Source organism: uncultured Sphingomonas sp. (assembly GCF_946477935.1).
GTDB lineage: Bacteria > Pseudomonadota > Alphaproteobacteria > Sphingomonadales > Sphingomonadaceae > Sphingomonas.
The window spans coordinates 1-20,204 of sequence record NZ_CAMLAC010000048.1 but is presented as its reverse complement, the minus strand read 5'-3'; the positions used below and the strand labels follow the sequence as shown (position 1 = coordinate 20,204).

At 61.1% G+C, this 20,204-nt stretch carries 17 protein-coding genes and 1 pseudogene; 10 read left to right on the top strand and 8 right to left on the bottom strand.

The window, feature by feature from the left end; all coding sequences use genetic code 11:
- Positions 1-28 precede the first annotated feature (28 nt).
- Positions 29-559, top strand: coding sequence for a lytic transglycosylase domain-containing protein (locus Q0U08_RS07445; protein WP_279333572.1), 531 nt, complete (start codon positions 29-31; stop codon positions 557-559).
- On the opposite strand, the gene Q0U08_RS07440 is transcribed toward Q0U08_RS07445, so the two are convergent.
- The 3 genes from Q0U08_RS07440 to Q0U08_RS07430 all read right to left on the bottom strand — a co-directional run bounded on the left by Q0U08_RS07440 (position 526) and on the right by Q0U08_RS07430 (position 4,021).
- Positions 526-801 (bottom strand): hypothetical protein, encoded by a 276-nt coding sequence (locus Q0U08_RS07440; protein WP_010408871.1) that lies wholly within the window; start codon positions 799-801, stop codon positions 526-528. The genes Q0U08_RS07445 and Q0U08_RS07440 overlap by 34 nt on opposite strands.
- A 34-nt stretch (positions 802-835) precedes the next feature.
- A complete protein-coding gene (locus Q0U08_RS07435; protein WP_037447408.1) occupies positions 836-2,629 on the bottom strand; it encodes a thiamine pyrophosphate-requiring protein in 1,794 nt (597 codons plus the stop codon).
- Positions 2,630-2,881: 252 nt separating this feature from the next.
- Positions 2,882-4,021: a tyrosine-type recombinase/integrase gene (locus tag Q0U08_RS07430; RefSeq protein WP_010408866.1), complete on the bottom strand. Its 1,140-nt coding sequence runs from the start codon at positions 4,019-4,021 to the stop codon at positions 2,882-2,884.
- A 116-nt stretch (positions 4,022-4,137) separates the two neighbouring features.
- Between Q0U08_RS07430 and Q0U08_RS07425 the strand changes: the two genes are divergently transcribed.
- Both Q0U08_RS07425 and tnpA read left to right on the top strand, forming a co-directional pair.
- Positions 4,138-5,160 carry a hypothetical protein gene (locus Q0U08_RS07425; RefSeq protein WP_242417703.1) on the top strand — a complete coding sequence of 341 codons (1,023 nt, stop codon included), beginning with the start codon at positions 4,138-4,140 and terminating at the stop codon, positions 5,158-5,160.
- A 1,575-nt stretch (positions 5,161-6,735) separates the two neighbouring features.
- Positions 6,736-7,155, top strand: a complete 420-nt coding sequence (tnpA, locus tag Q0U08_RS07420) for an IS200/IS605 family transposase (RefSeq protein ID WP_010408862.1) — start codon at positions 6,736-6,738, stop codon at positions 7,153-7,155.
- Positions 7,156-7,518: 363 nt separating this feature from the next.
- Here the strand turns inward: tnpA and Q0U08_RS07415 are convergent, their stop codons facing one another.
- The 3 genes from Q0U08_RS07415 to Q0U08_RS07405 form a co-directional block, all read right to left on the bottom strand.
- Positions 7,519-8,634, bottom strand: coding sequence for a replication initiator protein A (locus Q0U08_RS07415; RefSeq protein WP_029623214.1), 1,116 nt, complete (start codon positions 8,632-8,634; stop codon positions 7,519-7,521).
- Positions 8,635-8,713: 79 nt separating this feature from the next.
- Positions 8,714-9,793, bottom strand: a complete 1,080-nt coding sequence (locus tag Q0U08_RS07410; protein ID WP_010408848.1) for a ParB/RepB/Spo0J family partition protein — start codon at positions 9,791-9,793, stop codon at positions 8,714-8,716.
- Positions 9,790-10,986 carry an AAA family ATPase gene (locus tag Q0U08_RS07405; RefSeq protein ID WP_029623213.1) on the bottom strand — a complete coding sequence of 399 codons (1,197 nt, stop codon included), beginning with the start codon at positions 10,984-10,986 and terminating at the stop codon, positions 9,790-9,792. The genes Q0U08_RS07410 and Q0U08_RS07405 overlap by 4 nt, the downstream gene beginning before the upstream one ends.
- Positions 10,987-11,523: 537 nt before the next feature.
- On the opposite strand from Q0U08_RS07405, the pseudogene Q0U08_RS07400 reads away from it, so the two are divergent.
- The 5 genes and pseudogenes from Q0U08_RS07400 to Q0U08_RS07380 form a co-directional block, all read left to right on the top strand.
- Positions 11,524-11,850, top strand: a pseudogene (locus Q0U08_RS07400) (virulence-associated protein E); the annotation flags it as partial.
- 413 nt (positions 11,851-12,263) lie between these two features.
- Positions 12,264-12,845 (top strand): hypothetical protein, encoded by a 582-nt coding sequence (locus tag Q0U08_RS07395; RefSeq protein ID WP_137787967.1) that lies wholly within the window; start codon positions 12,264-12,266, stop codon positions 12,843-12,845.
- 3 nt (positions 12,846-12,848) lie between these two features.
- On the top strand, positions 12,849-13,265 hold the full coding sequence (locus tag Q0U08_RS07390) for a hypothetical protein (RefSeq protein ID WP_125962616.1): 417 nt from the start codon (positions 12,849-12,851) through the stop codon (positions 13,263-13,265).
- On the top strand, positions 13,265-13,675 hold the full coding sequence (locus tag Q0U08_RS07385; protein ID WP_037447418.1) for a hypothetical protein: 411 nt from the start codon (positions 13,265-13,267) through the stop codon (positions 13,673-13,675). The genes Q0U08_RS07390 and Q0U08_RS07385 overlap by 1 nt, the downstream gene beginning before the upstream one ends.
- Before the next feature lie 96 nt (positions 13,676-13,771).
- On the top strand, positions 13,772-14,485 hold the full coding sequence (locus Q0U08_RS07380; protein WP_125962617.1) for a S1 family peptidase: 714 nt from the start codon (positions 13,772-13,774) through the stop codon (positions 14,483-14,485).
- Positions 14,486-14,945: 460 nt separating this feature from the next.
- On the opposite strand, the gene Q0U08_RS07375 is transcribed toward Q0U08_RS07380, so the two are convergent.
- Positions 14,946-17,264, bottom strand: coding sequence for a TonB-dependent receptor (locus Q0U08_RS07375; protein ID WP_082731070.1), 2,319 nt, complete (start codon positions 17,262-17,264; stop codon positions 14,946-14,948).
- 155 nt (positions 17,265-17,419) lie between these two features.
- Between Q0U08_RS07375 and Q0U08_RS07370 the strand changes: the two genes are divergently transcribed.
- The gene (locus tag Q0U08_RS07370; RefSeq protein ID WP_242417702.1) at positions 17,420-18,946 is read left to right on the top strand and encodes an alkaline phosphatase D family protein; all 1,527 of its coding nucleotides are present in this window, start codon (positions 17,420-17,422) and stop codon (positions 18,944-18,946) included.
- A gap of 6 nt (positions 18,947-18,952) precedes the next feature.
- On the opposite strand, the gene Q0U08_RS07365 is transcribed toward Q0U08_RS07370, so the two are convergent.
- Entirely contained in the window at positions 18,953-19,327 is a 375-nt protein-coding gene (locus tag Q0U08_RS07365) for a helix-turn-helix transcriptional regulator (protein ID WP_066760075.1), read from the bottom strand.
- Between the two features lie 67 nt (positions 19,328-19,394).
- Here Q0U08_RS07365 and Q0U08_RS07360 point away from each other — a divergent pair, with 67 nt between their 5' ends.
- Positions 19,395-20,168: a cytochrome c gene (locus Q0U08_RS07360; protein WP_242417701.1), complete on the top strand. Its 774-nt coding sequence runs from the start codon at positions 19,395-19,397 to the stop codon at positions 20,166-20,168.
- Positions 20,169-20,204 lie beyond the last annotated feature (36 nt).

Genomic DNA, 20,204 nt, shown 5'->3' with positions numbered 1-20,204 from the left:
CCTTCCTTGGTCCAGACTGTAATAGTCGATGGACCACTCAGAAGGGGGCAGCTCACTCGAAGCTCGGCGGGCTCAATATTACCCCTTGATCCAGGCCGTGGCGTGCGAAGCTGGTGTGCCAGTCGGGCTTTTCGATGCACTGGTGGCCCAGGAAAGCCGCTATGACCCATTGATCGTATCACCGAAGGGCGCCGTTGGCCTTACCCAATTGATGCCCGGTACAGCGCGTGGACTTGGGGTTTTCAATTCGAGAGATCCGTTGTCGAACCTGAGGGGAGGGGCCAGATACCTCCGCGCGCATCTGGATGAGTTCAAGCGGGTCGATCTAGCCTTGGCCGCGTACAATGCAGGTCCAGGACGCGTTCGATCGATGCGCCGTATTCCGCCGTTTCGCGAGACGATGGACTATGTCGCAGCGATCACTCGAGGGTGGAGCACCGGATCGTTCAGGACAGCATCGATTCAGACCGCCGGTTTGGCAGTGGGTCGACAGGAATTCCGGGGCAGGGGGGTCCAGTTACTCGCTTACACATCTACAAGAGTATCGAACCCGAGGTAGTGCGCGTAATAGATCGCAATTCCGAGGATCGCCGGCGCGCCGAGCAGATAGTTGATCTGCCAACGTATCCACAACCGGGGTGCAACGAGTACCTTATCGAGGACGGTCGCAGTTGGGAGTTTCCTAGTTCCCAGACGATAATCGTAGGCGGTCTTTATCATCGCGAGGACAGCGCACAGCGCCACCATGACGCCGACCGCGGCATAGAGTGAAAGCCAGGCCTGAAGTGTCGCTTGGGGCATGCCGACCACCTAGCAGCAAGATGCTGACGGTCCATTAACCGCTGAATCGCGCATTAGTTACCAGGAGCTGGCGCGCCGTGTCGGCGATCATCGTGCCCAGGCCCTTGTCTCCCATCACCATCGAACTCATCAGACCCTTGGCCTGCTCGAGCGTCAGTTGCGGTGGAAACGGCACGACCTCGGGATCGGTCTTCACCTCGATGAGCGTCGGGCGATCGGCGGAGAGCGCAACTTCCCACGCCGGCCCAAGCGCGGATGGATCATCGACGTAGATGCCGCCAAGCCCCAGCAATTCCGCGAAGCGCGCGTAGGGGACGTCCGGAATATCCTGCGTCGTCGGGAAACGCGGATTGCCTTCCATCACCCGCTGTTCCCACGTGACCTCGTTGAGATCGCCGTTGTTGAAGACGCAGACGATGAAGCGCGGATCGCGCCACTGCTTCCAATATTTCTGGACGGTGATGAGTTCGGCCAGATTGTTCATCTGCATTGCGCCGTCGCCGACCAGCGCCACGACGGGCCGATCAGGATAAGCAAACTTGGCCGCGATCGCATAGGGAACCGCAGCGCCCATAGAGGCTAAACCGCCCGAGAGAGAGGCACGCTGCCCGACCTTCACGCGATAGTCGCGCGCGTACCAGTTGGCGCATGAGCCCGAATCCGAGGTGACGATCGCGTCGGCGGGCAGACGCGGCGACATTTCCCAGACCACGCGCTGGGGATTGACGGGCTTTGCTTCCGCCATGGCGCGTTCCTCGAGCGTCTGCCACCACTGCGCAGTCGCCTTCTCGATGCCTTCGCGCCAACTGCGATCATCCTTGCGCTGGAGCAGCGGGATCAGCGCTTTCAGCGTTTCGGCCGCATCTCCATGCAGGTTGACCTCGACGGGGTAGCGCAGCCCCAGCATCGATGCGTCGATGTCGACCTGCACGGCCCTCGCCTGCCCGTCTTTCGGCAGGAACTCGGCCCAGGGAAAGCCCGTGCCGATCAGCAGAAGCGTGTCGCACTCGCGCATGAGGTCGGACGATGGCTTGGTCCCGAGCAAGCCGATCGCCCCGGTCACGAACGGCAGATCGTCAGGCAGGACATCCTTGCCGAGCAACGCTTTGGCGACGCCGGCGCCAAGCAGGTCGGCGACCTCGGTCACCACGGCCGACGCGCCGCGGGCTCCCGCCCCAATCAGGATAGCGACCTTGGCGCCTGCATTCAGTACCTCCGCCGCGCGCGCGAGATCGGCGGGCTGCGGGACGACGATCGGATGTGCATAGCCGGTGCCCGAGCGGGTGAAGCCGTGCGCCTGGCCCGGCTCCTCATATTTCGTATCCTGTATGTCCTTGGGCAGCACGATGGTTGAGACCGCGTTGCCCGCGACCGCGATCCGGATCGCGCGATCGGTCACATGGCGGACCTGCGCCGGCGCGCTCGCCTCCTGCACATAGGCGGCGACGTCGGCAAACAGTCGGTCGAGATTGAGCTCCTGCTGATAGCTTGCACCGCGCACGGTGCTCTCGGCCTGGCCCGCGATCGCGAGGACCGGGACATGGTCGAGCTTGGCGTCATAGAGCCCGGTGATCAGGTGGGTCGCGCCCGGACCGCCGGTCGACAGGCAGACGCCGAGCTCGCCGGTGAATTTCGCATGCGCCGTCGCCATGAAGGCCGCCATCTCCTCGTGGCGGACCTGGATGAACTCGATGCCCGAGCCTTCCTTCTCGGCGCGCTGGAGCGCCCCCAGCACGCCATTGATGCCATCGCCAGAATAGCCGTAGATTCGGCTCACGCCCCAATCCTTGAGGCGCTGGACGAAGAAATCGCTCGACATGCGGGCCATGCCGCCCTCCACTTTGGGATTTGGTTTCGAGCCGGAGAGGTTCAGTCACGCATGCTCGCGCTGACGAGAAGAACGTCGCAGTGCGCACAGGCGTTCCCGCCGGTCGGCGGCTTCGCCCCCATCGGTGCGCGCTAGGGCCGGCCCGACGGCGAGCTCGCTTCTTCGGTCGTTGAGGCATGTCGGTGTCGCTCACTGCCCAACCGCGCCAGGGCATCGGTTTGCGACTGTCCAAACGCGGACAGCTAAAACCTGTCATTCACCGCCGAAACGCTTCGCGAGACGCGCACTCGCTCCGCTCTTGGCCGCCAGCTTCGCGCCATAGCGCATGACCGTCTTGGGATCGCGCCAGCGATAGGCCTGCATGATGGCGGGCAGGCTCTCTCCTGCCGCAAAATTGTCTTGCGCCACGCCAACCCGGATCGAATGGCTCGACACGGCCGCGACCCAGCGCTCGAGCTCGGCCTCGCTCATCGCCCCCAGCAGTTTCTTGTCGAATGCCTGGCGGATCAACCGCTTGTAGATGAGCGTGATCGTGCCGGGGTTGAGCGCCTCCTCTCCCACACCGCGGATCGAGCCATCGAACCAGGTTTCGACGCGCCGGAACAGGGCCCCGCGCGCAATCCCGGCCTTGTCGCACCATTCAGCGATCGCGCGCATGGTCGCGGGCGAGAGATAGGCGAGAGCCCCCTGCCCTTCCTGATCGGTCTTGCTGCGGCCGATCTCGACCACCCCTGCCCCGTCGACGTCGGGCCCGTCGATATGCTCGATACGCATCGCCGCGAGTTCGGAGCGCCGGCAGCCGGTATCATAGTTGACCTGCAGTAGCGCGCGATCGCGCGCGCCCAGGAGATCGCGGCGCGTGGCCTTGAGGAGGACCGCGAGGCTCACGCCGCTCGCCGGCGCGTCGAGATCGCTGACATCGCCCTTGTAGCGGATACCCCGCGCCTGCGTCTGGCGGGTGCCGAGAAGCTTGCGCGCCGCCTTGTGCTCGAGCTGCACGAGCGGGGCTGCGGTCGGATCGTCCAGCCCCGCCATGCGATAGGCCCAGCCGATATTGACGAGATAGCGCGCGATCGTCGCGGCCGCCCTCTGCGGCGTCGCCCGCGTCGCCTCATCATGATCCTGACCCGACAGCGCGCGGACATAGGCCGCGACGGTCTCGGCGGTCGCCTCCCCTGCCCGCACTCGGGTGCGCCGGCACCAAGCATCCCAGAGCTTCATGTCGGAAAGGAACGCGCGGATCGTGTTCGGCGACCAGGCCCGCGCCGCGGCCGCGATGACCTGCGGATCGACCGCCGCCTTGTCGATAGCCAGCGCGCGGACCTCGCCCACGACGTCGTCGGCGCCGGCGGGCGGCGTGCTTTGCCTGCGGGTGAGGGCCGTTTTCGCCATGACGGCGAGACATAGCCCGGTCCTTCTCATAATAATAGGGTCGTGATAATCTCCCATTATCACGACTACGCATACGAGCCAATTTGACTGAGAGCAGCTCTGGGTTAAAAGACGGCGTGGACGCGCCTCTCTCGAACAGCCGCTACGGCCCCGCCTACAGCGCGAAGATGGTCTCCGCGATCGCCTCCTGCACGGCCGCCATTACGCGTCTCGATGCCCGGTTTTGCGTTAGTTCGGTGGCATCGGCCTGGGCACGCCGCGCCGCCTGGAGTGGCTACACCCGGGCCCTGCAACTGCAATCGGCCGAGATCGACGAAATTGACGTATTTTCCTGGGGCTGCGGGCTGCAAATCCCCGGCCGGCCGCTGCGGTCGACCAACCTCGACCTGTTCGATGGCTTTCCCGCCTGGGAAGCGGCGCTGCGCGATCCCGACCCCCTCGCCTGGCGCGACGCGCTTCCGACCGCGATCGGCGAGATCGAGATAGCCGCGGACCATTCGCCGCTGATCCGCGCGCTCGATCGGGTCCGCCAGCATGCGCGTCTCGACAGCACCGCCCTGCCCTGGCTCTCGCTGCCCTTCGCTCTGCGCGACAAGGGGATGGTGACCACTCCCCTGCCCTGCCTCGTGGGCGGCGTGAAGGCGTTTAGGCTGAAGCGAACTGTCGGAGACGAGGACTGGTATGCGGCCATGCGCAGCCTTGAGGCAAGCGCCACCGCAAACCTCGCACGGTTGCACGAGCTGGAAAAGCTCCATCGCGCGGCCCAGCATGCGATCGTCGCGGAATATCGACCTGGCCACCTCCCGGGGCTCGCGGCCCTCCTCCATCACCGGCCACTGCTCTCGCCTCAGTCGCTGGCGGAGCTGCTCAGCATGAGCGTTGCCGGCGCGAGCAAACTGCTGGGCCGTGCCGTCGACTGCGGCTTGCTCGTGGAGATCACCCAGCGGCGGACCTGGCGCGTGTTCCTGAGCACGGACCTTGCCATCGAGTTTGGCTTTGCAGCGCCCAAGCGTGGACGGCCGCGCAACGTGGTCCCTCCCCCGCCAGCGAGCCGCGAGCTGTCGGAGGTCTTCGATGCCTTCGATCGCGAGATGGAGAACATCGACAAGCTTCTCCAGCATCGCGCCGAGAGTTTGTGAACGACAGTCCGCAGGAGGATCTTTCGCTTGCCGCCCGGTCTGATGAACCGGTCTATCAACCGGAGCATCCTTCTGTCGAACGATTGGAATGTCGTCGGCTGGCCGGGGCCTCTCTACCGAGGTGCGCCGGCAAACCTTTCACCAAAGGGGTAGCTGCCTCCCCTCCCCTGTTCGCAATTCATAGCGCTGGATGCAGCAAGAACTGATTTGCCGGCGAGCGCGGTCTCGTTCCCCTTGTCCCAGTGGTGAAACACGAGCTCTGCAGTCGGCGGCTATCGTCTATCGATAGTTGAAGGCGGTAGCTGCAATGTCCAGTCCACGGGTTCTCTGACCCACAACGGCATGCTTCTCGTGATCAGGCTTGGCAGGAAGGCCCCACAGCGGCCTTCTGGGCGCTTTGCTTGCCGTGGGGATAGCCGAGAGCGGAAACACGCTGTGCGGGCTGCTGGCGGCGCTCAGTGCAGGTCGGACTTCGTTCGGGTCTTGGAAAATGGCTCCTGTCACGGTGCCCTCGGCGACCTGAGCGTAGTGAGGTGCTCCGCGATGGCTGGCTTGCAAGGAGTCTAGGCGCCGCGATAATCGACGTCGATCTGCGGTCGGGTGTGTGAGGCGACGCACGCGACGGAGCTTTTTGGGTGGACGACGTGCTTAGTGCGCGGCGATCGTCCCTTCCCCTTCTTCCCAATCAATTCTTCAAAAGAAGGGAGCGCCGCAGGCGTGTTAATCTCTTTAGAGAATAGGATAAAAAGTTAAGCTGTGGATGGATCTTTCGCGACTCGCCGATTCAGCGCGAGTCGGGAGTTCAGCGCCGTTCCCATTATACCGTTTGGCCGTTCCTGAAATACCCTGCGGGGCGTTCCCATTGAACCGTGATTCGGTTCCTCATGTACCGTGCCCCGTTCCTGAAATACCGTGGGCACGGCGCGGGCCACAGGACGTCTCCAAGGGAGTAAAACGCGTTTTACTCGTCCGCAAAGTGGCTGTTTTCCGTGCCTTTCAGGCATGTTACACCCGGCAGCGCTCGTTGTCGAACTATAGGCGTCAGGCGAGGCCGCCCTGTGTTCGGAGGAGTCGAGCGGCATTTCCGCGGCCCTCCCGAGTCCTTGGGCGAATCATTGACGGTCTTTTAGGAACGGGACCCTGCGGAACTGACCTAAAACGGCGATGATCTCGACGTTTTGTTGCCTTGAGCGCATCCCGCTCGGCTGCCTGGACCGCGAAGTTTCGAGGTTTCTCGGGAGCCGGCCAGTGATCTCGACGGTACATTGAGAACGGGGCTTGGCCAGGCGATGGGCGCCGATTGTGGATGTCTAGCGCTCCCGGAGGCGTTTGCAGTCGAAGCATTCACGGTATTTCAGGAACGGCATCGAAGCAGCGAGGATGACTCCCCCTCCCCTCCCCAGCCTCTTTGGAGCGTCGACAGTTTGACCTTTAGAGTCCTCTAGCAAGGAGGAACCCCTCCGACTTCAGTCGGATACTGGCTTCAGCCACAGACTCGCGTGCTAGCCTGTAACCTCGGGAAAAGCGGAAGCCGCCGAAGGCGTGAAGCTTCCGCTTTTCCCGAGGTTACAGGCTATGGCGTATCGGTCCGGTTGTCACACCACATTCCATCATCGCTACCATCTCGTTTGGGCGCCGAAGTATCGGTACAAGGTGCTGATCGGCGATGTTCGGCTACGGGTGCGCGAGATCATCCGTCAGGTCTGTGCCGAGATGGGCGTGAAGATCATCAACGGCGCGCTGTCGAAGGACCACGTACACATGTTCGTCGAAATCCCGCCGCACGTCTCGGTCAGCGACTTCGTGCGCCGGGCCAAGGGGCGCTCATCCCGCAAGATCCAACAGGAATTCGAGCACATCCGCAAACGATATTGGGGCCAACGCTTCTGGCAGCGCGGCTACTTCTCGACCACATCCGGCAACATCACCGATGACATCATCATGCGTTACCTCGACCGACATACCCACAAGGACGGCTTCAGCCCCACCGCTTGATCCTACCGGCGTCAGCCGGTCAGTGATTCAGCTATCAGATCCGGGCAATCTGATCACAAATCCCACCCTATAAGCGCCGTTCTCTAAGTACCGTGACGGCTGCCTGGAGAGGTGGAACGGGCGATCCTCCCGCTGGCGCAGCTGTGCCCGGCAAAGCTCATCCGAGAAGAAGGCTGGCAAAGGATCGCGCGTGGTTGGATCTTCGCAGCCCACGCACATTTGATGGGGCGCCATACAGACGGGTCCGGGGCCCGGCTCGTTACTTCGGGAACGGTCCACACGGATAAGTTGACGTGCGCGCGCGAGCCATTCTCGACCCTGTTCCTGAAAGACCGTTTTGGCGGATTGCGCCTACGGCGTCGATCAGTTGACCGGACGCTGCTTCGCGCAAAAGGTCGCGAATATCTGTGTGATGTTCTTCGCGTCGAACGCTATCTCGCGCTGCCGGAGGAAGTTCCGGAAATCGTCTCCAACGAGACCGTGGTCGCGTTGGGGGCTGGGCAGGTTGGCGCGGGCGATCGCACCGAATGCCGAATGCGAGATATGCCCGCTCGAGGGGAAGGAGATAGCCGGTTCCTCGGGCGCCTTTTCCTTGACGGCCGCAGGCGAGGCTTGGGCGAGGGCAGGGGAGGGCTTGCCCTCCTCGGACGGCTCGCGATCGCGCCTGGTCATGCGCAGCAGCGGTTCGGCATCGTCACGCTGTTCGATGTCCAGGGAGTAGCCTGGCAGATCGTTCTCCCGAGCGATCTTGGTCATCTCGAACTTGAAGCGCCGATAATCGCCTTCCGCGCCGGATTTCTCGAAGAGCGTTGGCATCGAGATGGCGAAACCGTCGCTTCCGGCCCCACCCGCATGTTTGCGCGCGACCCGATAGAGCCAGCGTTCGCGCCCGCCTGTGAGCGAGAAATAAGCCGGATCGATGGCGAGCACGCCGCCGTCCATCAACACCCCGTCGTAGAACCATTTCGCGAGGGTAATTCTCATTCCCCGCACGTTTCCGGACCGATCCTTAAGCTGGCTGTGACTGTCGATCCAGGAGAAGGTGGTCTCGACGGCATCTCCTGAGCGGATGTTCGTCTTCACCGTGGTCGATTGGAGCCTGTCGAGGGCATTGCCCAGAAGATCGTAAGCGCGTCCACCAACCTCGCGCTTCAGAGTCTTCAGCATGTCGTATGGGACGACGTGGAGCGTCTGCGGGATGTCGTTGGCACCTCGCCGCTTGTGCTCGATCAAAACTGACGCGCAGTAAATCAGTATGTCGAGGTCGTAGATAGTCGCCAGACCATATTCCGAATTAGCGGAGACATGGACGGTGATCTTACGATCCGGACTGACATAGTCGATCGGCTTGAGTCGCTTGCGCTTCGACAGCGAGAAAAAGGGCCGCTCCATCGTTTCGCGCTGATCCCGAAGAGGAAGCGCAGTCAGCTGAGGGAGAAAGAGGTCTACTTGACCGTCTTCGCGGTGATCCTGTTGCATCTCGTGTCCCGTGGCATCGGTAAAACGCATTTTACCGGGAGCCAACTAATTGAAAATAAAGCGTTAAACTAGATTTTACTCAATTTCGACTGAACTTCGCACTCTCAAGGGCAGGGCGGAGCGCTTCGAGGATCTCGTCGACCGACGCTGTGCCCTTGGGGTTGATGTTGATCGTAATTCCCTTGGCCCGTGTATCAGCAAGAACCTGTCCGATCTCGCGACCCGAGGCGGCGGTGAGGGCCGGCTTGGCACGGGGTACAGGCTTCTTCGACGCCGCGGGAGCCACTGCGGCTGCGGCCAGGCGCTCACAGACCTTGATACCCTCAATCTTGTCGCTTCCAGCGTCCTTCAGCGCCTGTTGCTCGGCACCGAGGGCTATAGCTGCGGCGATGATCGCGTCGCGGTGCTGTTCGTTCTTCAGCAGGGGCGAGAGCCGCATGCCGTGTCGGACCTTGAGGTCTCCGGGCTCGGCGAACGCTGCCACGACCTCGTCCGGCAACTCCGCGAGCTGGAGGAGGTTGTGGAGGTTCTGCTTGGCGATGGCCAAGCGATCGGCCATCTGCGTGCGAACCCCGTTGTAATATGCGTCGACAGCGTGCCTGTAATTGCGCGCACGCTCCAAATCGGTGACGTCCTCGCGCTCTCGATTTTCCAAATCGGCGAGCCGGAAAGCGGCCTCGTCATCGAGCGTCTCGATACGCGCTACGAGCTCGATTTCGCTATGGTTGTTGGCATTCAGCCAGGAAACCGAGAAATGCCGGCGGGTGCCGACGATCAACTCGTAGGGGGTCTCGGCGTTCGGCGTCCGCCGCACCACAACCGGCTCGCGGTTCGTCCCCTCCTCGCGGATGGAATCAATGAGCGAGGCACAGCGTTCGTGGCTCAGCGCCGCATGATCGCGAGCATTGCCCGGCCAGATGGAGCATTCCGAGGGCTTCAGACGGATAGTCGGACGTTTGACCGTGCGGGCGATTTCATCGAACGCAATACCACGCCGCTCCAGGAATGAGGGCGTCGAAGGTTCGTCGACCGGCTTATCGCGATCGACCAGCGCCTCGGCATCCGCGACTTCGGCCACGGACGTGGGGGCAGGGGTCGTGCCGATGCTTTCGATGGCATTCGCCAGTAGGCTGCGACGCCGGCCCCCTGCGCTGCTCATGCCGCCTCCGTCAGTCTGTCGGTGCCGACCTGCGCCATACGCGACGGCCACTGCTTGCAAATATCCTTTTCGATCTCGCGAAACACCATGTTGAGGTTGTCACGGCACCGCGTGTACGTCTGGTGCGACCCATATGGTTTGTTGATTTCGTAGATCGACGACATCGACAACCCGGCATTCTTGATCTCTTCCGACAGGAGTATCGGCGTCGACAGCATCTGGCCAGCGTAGGTCTTCTCCATGACCTGAAGCATTTGAGCCTCGTTGGTCCTGTTGGGCTGGAACATGGTGCAGACGACGCGAATGAACCCGTAGTCGATCGAAGTGTCGAACTTCGAGACGAGGTCCATCGCTTCGCGACAGGTCTGCATGAAGTGGATTGTCGAAAGATAATCGAGTTGCCGAGCCGGCACGGGGATCAGCAAGCCGTCCGCGGCCGTCAACGTGTTCACGCCCAAAAAGCCCATGGCAGGGGGAGGATCGAGGATAACGACGTCATAGTCGTGCCGGACCTCTTCCAGGCCAATTCTCAGCATGCGGAACGCGCCGGCAATGGCGGTAGGGCCCTCCTCGATGGTTGCTGTCAGTTCCCACTCGGTGTCCTGGAGGCCCAGGTTGGCGGGGCAGATATCGATATTCGGCCACGCGGTCTTTTGGATCGTCTTTCGCAGCGAATCGGCTTCGTCGATTCTGGGGGAGAGGAAGTTCGAGAGCGTGTGCGTCTCGTCCACCAATGCCTCTAGATTGACGTCGAACATAACACTCATCGACGCCTGGGGATCGCAATCGACAACAAGAACGCGATATCCCCGCAGCGCAAGGTAATCTGCAAGATGCTTGCCCGTCGTCGATTTGCTGACGCCGCCCTTGAAGTTCTGCACGGCGATGACGACCGCGCGCTCGGAGGGCAATTTACCCATCTTGATGCCGAGCTTCTCGCGAATGGCGATCAAATCTTCGACCGTGTAGAATCGGCGTCCGTTGGTGGCCGTCTTGGGGGCGGGCAAGCGTCCGCGCGCCTCAGCCTTGGAAAGCGCTTCCGGCGTTCGGCCGAGCAATTCAGCGGCGACTGTCGCCCCCATTGAAATGTTCAGCGTTTTGCGATCGGATGGATCAATGGCCGCCTGTCGCAGCACGGTCTTGGCATTCTCGCACGAGGTAATCATCGCATCGAGAATCTGACCCGACAGCATGGGCATGTCCCCTTTTTGAACCCAAACCGGCCACGGTTCGTGAAAAGCACCGCATAATGGCCCCTAATCCCGGACAGATATGCCAAATGCAGGGTGGTTAGTCAAATAGGGTGACCTGACCCGGCGTGCGCAGGGACAAGCCCTCTTATTGCCCCCGAGTCCCGGACCATCCGCGTGTGTATCATTTCGCCTATAAACCCGGACGAAAATCAAGATGAGTCACTCGCCAGCACGCGCCGCTTGAGGACTTATCCTCAAGTCTTGTCCGACTTTGAAGCTCAGACAACGGGCATTCACAGCAACGCGAATCATCTCAAAGATGATTGGCGGGCACAGCGTCAGAGATGGAACCTCTCAGTCCACGGCGATTCGGCTCGAGCCGGGACTATTCGCTCCAACAACTGCTTTCGAGACATGAAAAGAGTCGCGTCTCGCACGACCCATCGCGCGATCTGTTCCGTCTTGCTTCTCCGATAACCTCTAAAACGGTGTTCGTGGAGAAGGGGAGGGGGGCCGAGGTTGTGAAAGGAGCCGATCATGGCCCTCACAGCCGAACGACCTTCGCAGCAACTCATCGATCTTGTTGGCGCACTTGGCGGCACATGGCACGGCAGAACCGCCATGTGCCTTTGCCCGGCGCATTCCGACAGCACCCCAAGCCTGTCGATCCGCCAGGGCAATCGCGGAATTCTAGTGACCTGCTTCGCCGGATGCGACCGGGAAGACGTTCTGCGTGAACTCCGACGCGTGCCCATTCGCGACCATTTCAGCTATACCGATACTCCTGCCGTCTCTTCCGGCAATGTCAGCCGGCTATGGGATGACGCCCTTTCCCTCGGAGGCACGCTGGCAGAACGCTATCTATAGCGGCCTGCAATGATGCTCGACCAAACGCGCAATAGAGGGGAGTTTTCGGCGCAGATTAGTTGAGACGGATGGCGTTGCTCGACGCACATTGCGTGAGACGCAGCGCACGATCGGTGAGACGGACGCACAATGCTGATACGCTGACGCAGGATGCCGGTTTGGCGCCATCACAGCGGCAACCCTGCCGCCCTCATCTCGTCGGTGAGTTCACGGGTCCGCACCGGGTCGAGGCCACCATGCAGCAGCTTTCGGAGCTCGGCGAGCTTGGTGTAAACCAAATCGGGTCAACCTCCACCAAGGCCTTTTTCAGCGATCTTCAACTGCTGTGACATCAATTTGAAGCAAACGTGCTGTACACATCGCATGTTAAAGCCTGGAATTAATATCAAAGCTAATCGGAGCCTGCGGTGATGGAAAGGCGCAAGTCACCTCGGCTACTAGGCGTTTTGGCTATTGCCTTGGCGGCGCTTGGCGTTGTCAGTTCCCTGGTTCTTCGTCAATCTGGATCCTATAGCGATAAGCGCGGCGAGGTCCAGGTGGTCACCGGCTCCTCTGCATTGCCTTCCCTGACCCCCAGCGCTATCTCCTCACGCGTGGCCGATACCACAGAGGAGAAGAGTAGCGCATTCGATATTTCAGGCGATCCGGAACGGGTCCGGCGTTCCCTTCACAGCCAAAGCCGCGATCTCGCATGGGCACCGGGTACCGAAGGCAAGATCAGAGAAGTATTTGCCTCGGCTGGCGCTCCCACGCAAATTTCCGTAGATTGTCGATCAGCCGGATGCGAAATCAAGGGTGAGCTTTCGGGCCTTAGCAGCTCAAACTTGCCGCAAGTGTTAAATCGGATCGCTGGCGAACCAGTCAACAAAGCTTTGCGCGCAAGCGGCTTGACGCCAGACAAAAGTCCAACATACAGCATTATTTCAAACGACCCGGTGAGGGTATCGTTTAGCAGAGTCGTCTCGCGTGATATCGCTCAGGTGGAGCGATAAGAGATGCCGTTTCGCTTTATCATACGATCCGTGGCTCTCAAGGGATTGTTTGTATTTACCGGCTGCATTCAACTTTCTGCATGCTCAGCTGTAGCGCCGTACGTAGCGGCATCTCCACCTACCGATATCGTGATCCCGGAACATTTAAATGGCCGGCTGTCGTACCGCGGCAACTGTACCTACCTTATGGTTTCTGGATCAAAGCGGACGCTGATCTGGCCTCATGGTCATGTGTGGGACAGCACCGCGAAGGCAGTGAAGGCACCCGATGGCCGCCTCTTCAAAAGTGGAATGCAGGTTACGATCCGCGGCGGTGATGGGTCGATCGAGTTCCTGCAAGGCGATCCAGAGGCATATCAGCAGCTCCAAGCATGTGGAGGTCCGTACGTAACCAGTAGCTATGTTGAAGGAGAAGGGTGATGAAGAAGCGTGCTTTTCGGCTTGGCGCAGCCTGCGTCCTCGCCTCGGTCGCGATTTCGGCAGCGCATGCCGTATCGAACACGAAAACCATTCGACTTGCAACGTTTGACGAACCGTTCAACGATCCTGACGATGCGACTGCCAAACAGCTCTCGAAGACGGAGGGCCTTACTGTTGCAGAGGCGTCGCGACGTTTGCGGATCATGGGAGAGTTGGGGCGTCTGGCGCCCGCGCTCTCGGCACGTTTTCCCAAAGGCTTCGCTGGGGCCGAAGCGACTACGGGATCCGACTTCCGTGTTGCTATCTATGGTGTAGCTGCGGACCTCGAAGCGATCGGTAACGCCGCACGTCAGTTCGCCGGCAAAGGTGAACTCGCCAGCGTTCTCGATGTTCGCACTGCACCAGTATGAGAGTCTGAGATAGGGGCGCAGGCGCGGGGATATCTCTCATCGCTCGGCTCAAACGCTACGATCGCCACCAATGCGCGAACGGGGCAAATCAAATTATTGGTGAAAGATCCCACTTCCGCCCTCGCGGCGATTGTTGGCGGACGATTTCGTGCGGCGCCTGGAACGCAGATAGAGCAATTCGACGGCATTGCTCTCACGGCAACGGAGGTTCCGGGCGGCCAGAACTATCGCGGCACGTTCTCTAACGGCGACATCAATGAATGTACGCGAGGCTTTAACGTCAAACAAACCAACGGCTCGCTCTATGGCGTGACGACCGCAGGCCACTGCGAGAATAATGGCAGGGATGAAACCACCGGGGTTTCACTCGCATTTCGCCAAGAATGGGTGTCAAACGGCGTGGATAGCCAGTGGCACACATTCTCCGGCGGAAACAACTATCTGGTTGTTCCGAAGTTCTATAACGGTGCTGGGGTCGTTACCGTCACTGGAGCGCAAGGTGTCGCGCAAGGGCAGTATATTTGCAAGTATGGCCGATCGACAGGTCAGACATGCGGTTACACCGACCCATACACCTATACGGATAGTTACGGTGCCTTCTATAGAATGAACAGTAACTCGACCTATCCGCGGCAGAGCCTTGAAGGCGATAGTGGTGGCCCGGTCTTCACCGGGTCGATTGCGCTCGGACAGGTTCACGGACGTGACGGGGGAAATCCGACGCCCGGCCCTGTCACTAACATGTATTTCACCCCGCTGACGGCTTGGGCACCGAACAACGTGACGGTCGGTGTTACCTGCTACTGCTGACGCTCCAAATTGAGCCGTCGTTGAAAGATTAAACAGGCGGAGACTGGCGCCGCTTTCTCGATAGGCGAGGAAGCGGCGCGCTATTAAGGCCCGCCCACGCATGAGTATATAGCGGCAGCCCCAAAACTTGCCGACGAGTTGCCGCAACCAAAATGACCTGTGAGGAGGCCGTTCCGGGAAAGGCGTCCATCAGGCTTGTGGCACGCTACAAAGTAATCAGAAAAACGACCGGGGCTGTTGAAAAATGCGCCGCTGGTGGCTGGGTCCGGTTGGGGGCGGAATGACACCCCAACGCGTAGCGATCCCGTCTCGCATGGGATGGTATTTCGGGAAAGCCATCACATTCCCAAATCCCACGTACGCAACGGAAGCGGGAACCGGCCCACGTGAATCGTAGAGGGCGAGAGTCGGACCGGCACCCGGACAAGTCAGCCCTATGGTGCCGGCCGCCTCGCATACCTTAGAACCGCTTCCGTATCGTCCCAAATACCTGACGTGGCGATCCTGCTTGCAGGGTGTTGTTGAGCGATGCTGCGGTGTTGAAAAATTGCCCCGATCCAAGTGCCGCAATGTATCTCTTGTCGAGAAGGTTTGCGGCGTTGATCTGGAGCTCTAGGCCGGCAAGCGGCCCATCTGCGGGGAAGCGATAGCCGAGCGCGGCATCGACCAGGACATAGCCATCAACCGTGACGTCGCCGGTGTAGGTAACGTTCCGCCGCGAAGTGTACCCTCCCGCCAGATTACCAAACAGACTGCCGTCGTCGTAGTTGATCTCGCCCTTTGCCAGATGAGCTGGCGTATCCACCGTTCGAACGCCCTTGGTGCGCACGGTGGCCGTTCCGTTTACGGTATCGTCGTCGTAAGTGCTGTCGTTGTACGAGTAAGAACCGATCAGCGACAGGCGGGGCATCACTCGGTACGTCGCTGCGACTTCAACGCCCCGGCTGGTCACGCTACCGACGTTCTGAAGAACGCTCGGATTTCCAAGAATGTTGGCGCCGCTGAATGCCGCGAGCAGCCGATTCTCGAATTTTACGTCGTAGACAGCCAGTACACCGCGCAGCGGACCAGCATTGAAACGCCAGCCGCCCTCGACCGTTCGCGATGTCTCCGGTTTCAACACGCCGCGGATAGCCTCGAATCCGACCTGCGTAGTGCCGAAGGGGCCGCGGAACGAGCTGATATAGGCGCGCATGTTCTCTGCATAATTGGCGAAGAACTCCTGCCGTCCAACGCGCCAGGTCGCGCCGATCTGCGGCTGGAACCAGTCTTTCGCGGCGATCTTCCCGTTGATGAACGGAGTGCCGAAGGTCGTTGTGATGCCGTTCTCGACCCGAGCGCCCTTGAAGCCACCCGCGATCGTCAGGGCATCGCTAAGTTGCCAACTGTCGCTGACGAAAAACTGATTGGTAACCGTGGTGAGATCGGTGAGGAAGTCGCTGCGGAACGGGCTCTTCAGCAGATCGGTCACGTCAGGCCGATTTGTTTGACTTACCGCGTAATAGCTACGGTCGGTCGTTGCATCATTGTCTTCGTGCCAGTAGCCGATCTGAAACGTATGCGCGCCCAGGCGAGCAGTCGCACGCGCTATGCCGCCATCCCGGTTGATGCCGTATTCGGTTGTTCGGACCGACAGCGGGAAGCCATCTGGGCTGAACACCGCCGGCGTGTAAATGCCGCCGCTGCCGCGATCGTAGTGGTGATAGTATGTTGCGCCGAGATCGAGCCAGTCTGCCACCGGCACGTTGAGCGTCAGTGCGCCCAGCCAGTCCTTACGAAAGCCACCGCTGTCGTAATAGGTGTCGTTTACATTGGTATAGGGCGAGGGGAAGACCACGCCGGCCGTGGGGAATGGTAACGCTCGTCTGGCGGCCGCAGCCGTTTGATTGGCACTGACTTGCGACAGCAGGACTGCCGTGTCGAAGTCCGGCCGAAGGAAGTCGAGATCGTAGCCGATGCGGTCGAGCGTCGCCGGTGAGAGATCGGCGTAGTTCCGCTCCTTATGCAGCGAGTAGTTCAGCCACCCGGTCAGCGTGGCGTCGCCGATCCGCTGGACGACCTTGCCATTGATCTTGCGATCGGTCTGCTTGCCAAACCCCTTCCACTTGTCAGCATCGTGATAGACGCCTGACACCGAGATTAGCGTGCCAGTGGAAAGCAGGCCGCTATCGATCCGGCCGTAGAGATGCACAGTGTCGTACATGCCGTAGGTGCCGGCGATCTCGCCGCCGATCGTTTCGGAAGGCGCGCGCGATACGAATTCGAGATTGCCGCCTAGGTTGCTAGTCGAAGCAATCGCAAGTGAGCCGGCACCCTGCGACACGTCTACCCGCGCGATGTTCTCCGCCGCAATTGCGCGGCTGACGTGCAAGCCGTTGTGGCCGTTGTAGAACATGTCCCCAAGCGGCACGCCGTCTAACGTGTAGCCCATCTGGCTCTGATTGAAGCCGCGCACTGACAATCGCGTGCCCAGCTCGTAGCTGCCAAACGGATCGGAGCTTTGCAGCGCCACACCCGGCAACCGTGAAACCGCCTTCAGGGGCGAACTGCCGGGAGGAAGAATGTCGATAGCTGCCTTGGTGACAGTCTGCTCCTGCCTCACACGGCCAGAGCCATAGACGACAATTTCTCCCTGGTCTTCCGAGGCATCTGGTGCGCTGGCGCCTTCAGACGCTGTGGCAGCCGGGCGTTCTGGTAGAGCACCGGATTGTGCCTGGGCCGTGCCGGCGGCCAACAGCAAGGCGCTGACGGAGCTCAGCAGGAGCGTCTTCGAAATCATCTATTCCCCCTGGGATTTTAGCAGACTTTTCACCAAGTCTTGAAATGACGCCGCTAGGGACCTCTGATGGCGACAGCGTTGCGAAGCGGCGACACTTTCGTGACAATATGGCGATTCGTCATCAGCAGGTCACGCCAGGGGCGTACTCAGGATTTATGCTCGAGACGCTGCACCCAACCTGGCATCGCCGCGCTGTCATGATGGCAATGGCATCGCTAGCCATCATGCCATCGACGCCCATCGATGCTCATGCACGCACCGATATTGATCCGTTCGGACTTGGCGTCGCCAGCGGCGATCCGTCGGGCGACGGATTTGTCCTATGGACGCGGTTGATCGGGCGCGGCCTTGCTCCGCTCGATGCGAAGGCCGTCTCGGTGCGGTACGAGGTCGCTGCTGATCGCGGCTTTCGAACGATCGTCCGCCGCGGCGTCCTACCCGCACGGCCGGAAGCCGCCCACAGCGTCCATGTCGAGGTCGGTGGGCTGCCGTCTGGTCGTGCCTTCTGGTATCGCTTTCACGCGCTCGGGGCGACGAGCCCCATCGGCAGGACGACGACCGTACCGCAAACGTCCGCTCGGCTGCGGATAGCGGTAACGTCGTGCCAACATTGGGAGCAGGCTCGCTTCGGAGCCTACCGCGACATGATTGCGCAGCAGCCCGACCTAGTGCTCCAGCTTGGCGACTACATCTACGAGCAAACTTATCCCGATCAGGCAAAGGTCCGCTCGTTTGGCACGTCGGAGCCGCTGGACCTTGGCGGGTACCGGCAGCGGCATGCGCTCTACAAGACGGACCCCGATCTACAGGCCGCCCATCGCGCCTGCCCGTGGGTAGTGACGTGGGACGACCACGAAGTCCTCAACGACTATGCAAATCTTGCCAATCGGACCGGCGAACCCGCTGCCATGTTCGCGACGCGACGTGCCGCTGCTTACCAGGCATACTTCGAGCATATGCCGATCCGGCCGAGCATATGGCACGGTGCCAGTACGCCCCGGCTCTATCGAGCCGTCGATTGGGGCGACCTTGCGTCACTTTCCGTGTTGGATACGCGCCAGTACCGCAGTCCGTCACCCTGCGCTCCTGCCGGCATAGCGCGCAACGTCCGGCTAGACGGATGTGCGGAGGCCGCGGCATCGACGGGGACGATCATGGGGGCAACACAGGAACGCTGGCTCGACCAGCGGCTCGCCAGCGAGCATCGTCCGTGGACGCTGATCGGACAGCAAGTTTTCTTCGCGCCGCTTGCTCTTGATAGCGCAGGCAGAGCAACGTTCAGTGATCAATGGGACGGCTATACGGCGAACCGAAGCCGTGTCCTGCAGGGCCTGTCACGATCCACCGTCACGAGCCCACTTGTCCTGAGCGGCGATGTGCATTCCTTTTGGGTCAACGACCTGAACGACAGCGGCGGGCGCCCGGTCGCAGGCGAAATCGTCACGTCCGCGCTAGCCGCGGCCTCACCCCCCAAGGGGCGCTTCGGCGACGCTCTAGCCAACAACGGCCACATACGGTTCTCCGACGTGGAGCAAGCCGGGTACGTACTGATAGACATCGGTCAAACGCAGCTAACCGCCGATCTTCGGGCGATCCGCGACCGTCAATCGGCCGATAGTCCTGTCGCCAGCATCGCCATGTTTGGGATGGCACGCGGAAGCCGCCGACTAGAGCGCGCGTGATTGCCCTCAAGCACGCTGGACCACCCGGGCGGCCGGGGTGGGCCGTCCTGTACATTTCGCAAATAGCTCGATCGCCTGATCGCAGACGAGGCAATGGCCTTCGCAGCAATCGTGCATGAGGAAGGCCACCAGGTCCGACAGCGCCGGGAAAATCGCGCTGTAGATGATCGACCGTCCCTCGCGACGGCTCACCACCAAACCAGCCTGTTCAAGCTGGCTAAGGTGAAAGGACAGGCGCGAGGGCGGCGTGCCGCCCAGCTCCTCGCCGATCGCGCCAGCAGAGCGGCCGTCTGCGCCTGCTACGACCAGCAGCCGAACAATGCGCAGCCGGGTCGCATTCGAGATGGCGGCGAACGCTGTCAGCGCTTGATTCTCATCCATGGTCAGCCCAATGGTTCAACATTATTTGAAATGTAGTCGCCCTGTTAGACGGCATAAGAGGCGATCGATGAACCTTAACCGGGTCGCCGCGAACGGGCCAGCCATCGCTCCTGTATCGCGGTCTTGCAGTGCGAAGTTCGCCGATAACCTGCTAATGCTACTTAGTCGCCATGGCTGGGTCGGTGCGCTTATTGCAATGTTCGTTGCGATCATGCTGGTTTCGCCGGCCAGCGCCCAGACGACCGCCCCGGTGCAAACGGCATGGCGGCTGCTCGATTACGTCGCAGTGGACTATCCCGAAGCGGTGAAGGGCGGCCAGATCGTCAGTCCGACCGAATATGCTGAAATGACGGAGTTCTCCGCCTCGGCACGCGAGCGGATAACCAGCTTGGCATCCTCGTCTGCCAAGGCCGATTTGGCGCGCCGGGCTACTGCACTGGAGCGGCTGATCGCGGCCAAGGCCCCCGCCGAAGCGGTAGGAACCGCCGCACGCAGCCTCGCTGCTGATCTCATCGCCGCGTATCCTGTGCCGCTCGCCCCGGCCGTCGCCCCCAATTACCCGCGCGGGCAAGCGCTGTTCAACCAGAACTGCGCGAGCTGCCACGCCATGACCGGGGACGGAAAGGGGCCGAAGTCGGTCGGGCTAGATCCTCCACCGATCGCATTCATCGATAAGGCGCGCGCTCGCGAGCGCAGCAGGTTCGCGTTTTATCAGGTGCTGGAACAAGGCATCGACGGCACCAGCATGGAAAGCTTTGCCGATCGTCCGCTTCAGGACCGTTGGGATCTCGCGCTATACGCTGGCACCTTCGCCTTTCCCGCTAGGGTCAGGACTCACTGATCAGAGCCAGAAGATGACGGTGGCTGCGAGGGCGAT

Bases quoted from the DNA above. Each gene is read 5' to 3' on its own strand.
- Q0U08_RS07395 (WP_137787967.1), top strand. From the start codon at position 12,264: ATGGAAAGGCGCAAGTCACCTCGGCTACTAGGCGTTTTGGCTATTGCC.
- Q0U08_RS07415 (WP_029623214.1), bottom strand. From the start codon at position 8,634: ATGCAACAGGATCACCGCGAAGACGGTCAAGTAGACCTCTTTCTCCCT.
- Q0U08_RS07435 (WP_037447408.1), bottom strand. From the start codon at position 2,629: ATGGCCCGCATGTCGAGCGATTTCTTCGTCCAGCGCCTCAAGGATTGG.
- Q0U08_RS07440 (WP_010408871.1), bottom strand. From the start codon at position 801: ATGCCCCAAGCGACACTTCAGGCCTGGCTTTCACTCTATGCCGCGGTC.
- Q0U08_RS07405 (WP_029623213.1), bottom strand. From the start codon at position 10,986: ATGCTGTCGGGTCAGATTCTCGATGCGATGATTACCTCGTGCGAGAAT.
- Q0U08_RS07430 (WP_010408866.1), bottom strand. From the start codon at position 4,021: ATGGCGAAAACGGCCCTCACCCGCAGGCAAAGCACGCCGCCCGCCGGC.
- tnpA (WP_010408862.1), top strand. From the start codon at position 6,736: ATGGCGTATCGGTCCGGTTGTCACACCACATTCCATCATCGCTACCAT.
- Q0U08_RS07370 (WP_242417702.1), top strand. From the start codon at position 17,420: ATGCTCGAGACGCTGCACCCAACCTGGCATCGCCGCGCTGTCATGATG.
- Q0U08_RS07445 (WP_279333572.1), top strand. From the start codon at position 29: ATGGACCACTCAGAAGGGGGCAGCTCACTCGAAGCTCGGCGGGCTCAA.
- Q0U08_RS07410 (WP_010408848.1), bottom strand. From the start codon at position 9,793: ATGAGCAGCGCAGGGGGCCGGCGTCGCAGCCTACTGGCGAATGCCATC.
- Q0U08_RS07375 (WP_082731070.1), bottom strand. From the start codon at position 17,264: ATGATTTCGAAGACGCTCCTGCTGAGCTCCGTCAGCGCCTTGCTGTTG.
- Q0U08_RS07360 (WP_242417701.1), top strand. From the start codon at position 19,395: ATGAACCTTAACCGGGTCGCCGCGAACGGGCCAGCCATCGCTCCTGTA.
- Q0U08_RS07385 (WP_037447418.1), top strand. From the start codon at position 13,265: ATGAAGAAGCGTGCTTTTCGGCTTGGCGCAGCCTGCGTCCTCGCCTCG.
- Q0U08_RS07390 (WP_125962616.1), top strand. From the start codon at position 12,849: ATGCCGTTTCGCTTTATCATACGATCCGTGGCTCTCAAGGGATTGTTT.
- Q0U08_RS07365 (WP_066760075.1), bottom strand. From the start codon at position 19,327: ATGGATGAGAATCAAGCGCTGACAGCGTTCGCCGCCATCTCGAATGCG.